Source organism: Aquiflexum sp. (assembly GCF_041751335.1).
Lineage (GTDB): Bacteria > Bacteroidota > Bacteroidia > Cytophagales > Cyclobacteriaceae > Aquiflexum.
Genome location: NZ_JBGSXS010000354.1, coordinates 1 through 3041, shown reverse-complemented (window position 1 = coordinate 3041; position 3041 = coordinate 1). Strand labels below are relative to the sequence as shown.

General features: G+C 34.5%; 4 protein-coding genes and 1 pseudogene. All 5 read right to left on the bottom strand.

The genetic code is table 11. The features are described from left to right. Positions 1–228 precede the first annotated feature (228 nt). Positions 229–576 (bottom strand): DUF5615 family PIN-like protein, encoded by a 348-nt coding sequence (locus ACEW8U_RS19525; RefSeq protein ID WP_373523740.1) that lies wholly within the window; start codon positions 574–576, stop codon positions 229–231. A gap of 2 nt (positions 577–578) precedes the next feature. Continuing rightward, positions 579–806, bottom strand: a complete 228-nt coding sequence (locus ACEW8U_RS19520) for a DUF433 domain-containing protein (protein ID WP_373523739.1) — start codon at positions 804–806, stop codon at positions 579–581. 459 nt (positions 807–1265) lie between these two features. Further along, complete coding sequence (locus tag ACEW8U_RS19515) at positions 1266–1604, bottom strand: hypothetical protein (protein ID WP_373523738.1); 339 nt, start codon at positions 1602–1604, stop codon at positions 1266–1268. 72 nt (positions 1605–1676) lie between these two features. Beyond that, positions 1677–2192 carry a WG repeat-containing protein gene (locus tag ACEW8U_RS19510; protein WP_373523737.1) on the bottom strand — a complete coding sequence of 172 codons (516 nt, stop codon included), beginning with the start codon at positions 2190–2192 and terminating at the stop codon, positions 1677–1679. Between the two features lie 315 nt (positions 2193–2507). Beyond that, positions 2508–3041: pseudogene (locus ACEW8U_RS19505) on the bottom strand (gfo/Idh/MocA family oxidoreductase); the annotation flags it as partial.

The following is a 3041-nucleotide window of genomic DNA, read 5'->3' as shown; positions in this document are numbered from 1 at the left end:
TAAATTGGTGCCTGCGATTTCTGTTTTTGAATACTAAACCACGATAAAAACCTGAGAATGCAGGGCTTAGGAGTAGATTTTTTCCATATTAGTAGGTTTAACTTAGGATGATGAGCTTAAGTTGCACTTCTATTCCATTTTATATATTAAATGATTTAATGGTTAGCATAAGCAAAAAAAGGCTTTGAATTTTGAAAGGAAATGCATGTAGGAAGAGCTCCATTTGTTTCATATCCTCCGTCTCCTTATTTTGTTTTTGTTAATTGTAATGAATTCGTTATCTCCGCTAGTCTCTAATGTTTTTAAAGCAGATTTAAGAAAAGATAGAATTGTATAATAGTCTTCTTTATCGTATCTCAAAAAAATAACAGTTAATCCAGATAGTTGATGTGCAAAAATCCATTCTCCAAAGTCTTTATCTTCTGTAATCAAAATTTGGCTATTTTGTCTGACTAAAGCGATGATATCCTCATCATTCATGCCGGCATTTGTCTCCTTCACCCAATCTATTTTATATCCATCTTCTCTTAAAGCCTTAACTAAATTTCCATTTAGTCCCTCGTCAGCCACAATCATCCTCAAGCAATTTTGAGCGTTTCTTCACTCTCTATCACAGATGCTGCAAAGGCCACACATGCCAAAATATCATCTTTGGTGATATGTGGGTACATCTCAATAATTTCATCAAACGAGAATCCCCCCGCTATCTTTCTCAAGATCAATTCAACAGTAATTCGAGTTCCTTTCACTACCGGTTTTCCAAGCATTACCTTGGGATTTGCTGTTATTCTATCCTGATACAACATATTATCTTTTTCTTAAATCTATTTTTATATCCCAATAACCGATCTAATATAATGAAATTATAGCGTAATTTCTTCTAATCAAGATCTATGCAGAAAGCCTCTGCTTTCTTAAAGAATGGTGGTCAATGATTTCAATTACAAATTGGTAAAAAATAAAAGGGTGGAATTAAAAATCCCACCCAGCCCTACACCAATTGTTGAACTACACCCAGACGGGGCTTTAGTTACGCTGTCTTCCCATTTTATATATTAAATGATTTAATGGCTATTATTAAAATAGTTTGGGTGTGTCATAGAGAATTTTGTAATTCTCTACAAAAGAACATCTAAAAGACAAATTTTGAAATCAACAAATCCTGATTTTAATTGGACCGGAAAAGTTAAAAACTGGAATAGCTTTAGATAGCTATACGGTATGCAAATTAAGATCAAATAATCCTTCAACATCGATTCAATAAGCTAAGGTTTCTTTTCCGTATAAAGCCAACCAATATAACCCATTATGTATAGCCATGCAGTAATAGAAACAACTACGAATGAATAATCCTCAAATATATCCGTATTTTCAGCGTTAAGAAGTAAAGGATAAACAAAAAAAGCTGTTGTGATAAAAGCTTTCTGAATCTTATGTTTTGTTTGATGGTTAATCAGAAGAACACTTCCAATAGCAAGAATATGAATGAAGCTGAAAAATGATTTTAGAATTTCAATAAGGTTTAAAGCAAATAAATTTGAAATAATTATTGGAGTTACAACCCAAACAAATATCCCAATTGATAAAATAACATTTTTACTCATTTTGAAACATTTAATTATTGATTATCAATATTTGAGAATAAAGCTTTACCTATCTAAATATCAAACTATCCTTCAAATTGTCGGCCTCCATTGAATTTTATCCACAATTTGTTCAAATGAATAATCTCCAATTTCCATTACTTTGCCATTTTCATTGATATAACCGTATTGGGAGCATTGGATCTTAGTGTGGTTGAATTCTGTCTCTTTTTCAGATTTATGCAAATATGCAATTTTACAACCCACTCCAAATATTGCTTTGTTTTCAAAAAATGATGTCACCATCTCAAACTGTGGCTCGATTACTATTTCTCCTTTTTGATTTGCAAATCCAATTCTACCGGATTCGTCAATAATGCGAATTTTATTTTCAATAAGGTAATCTGGGTTAGGTTCTCCAATGCTGATATTAAAGACATGAAATAGAATCTCTTCCTGCGAATTGATTGCATAAAAGCCTTGACGGTCATTCAATTGAAAAATAGCGAAATGACCAAAATCATTATTGTTCAGGTCTATCGAAAAATATTTCAGAGTGTCGAGTGTTCGAATTGTTTCCCCATCCTGATTGACCAAATCGAAAATCATTACCCACGATTTAGTATCCCTTATTTCAACTTTGAAAAGTTCAGGTTTTTTAGTAATGCATCCTGAAAATATAATGAGTCCAAGAAATATAATGATCTTACCCATTTTCATCATTTTTTCTGAGAGCATTTTTGTGATAGTTAATCCTTAATAATATCTATTAAAGATCTGATTAGTTTATTATATATCCAATCCATCTTCCTACCTTTTTACCAGATCACATCCTCCATATTCTGTATCCCATAACCACAAAAAAACCACCGCTTTCGCAGTGGTCTTATGGTTTGAGAGAGGTATAGGTTATAGTAGGTAAGCTTACTTGAGTGTAAACTCCGGCAACTTCATAATCTTCCCGCCCGCCATAGCAGACTCATGGGCCAAGATACCCACACAGGTTATATTGGCTGATTCTCTAGCATCCGGATAAGGTGCCCTACCTTCGGACAATGCCGATAAAAACTCATGAACCAAGTGGGGATGGGAACCACCATGGCCTGCACCCTGGATAAAGGACAAATGCTGATTGTCATCCGAATCATATACCCCTGCGGTGGTAAAGGAGGCAATTTCTTTGGGAAGCAAATGACCATAGTCAGGAACTTTCACTTTGGAAGGCACTTCACCGGTATGGATTACAGAATCCTCATGCTCGATCAATGTCCACTCAAAGGATTTTTTGGAGCCATATACATCGAAACTTTCCCGATACTGTCTCGCTGTATTGAACAAGGAACGGGTCACTTCTGCCGAAAGATCAGAATCCTTGAGTTTGATATGACAGGTCTCGATAGCGAATGGCGAACCATATTTTTCGATCAGGTTTTCATCAATCCTACCTGAACCAAAACA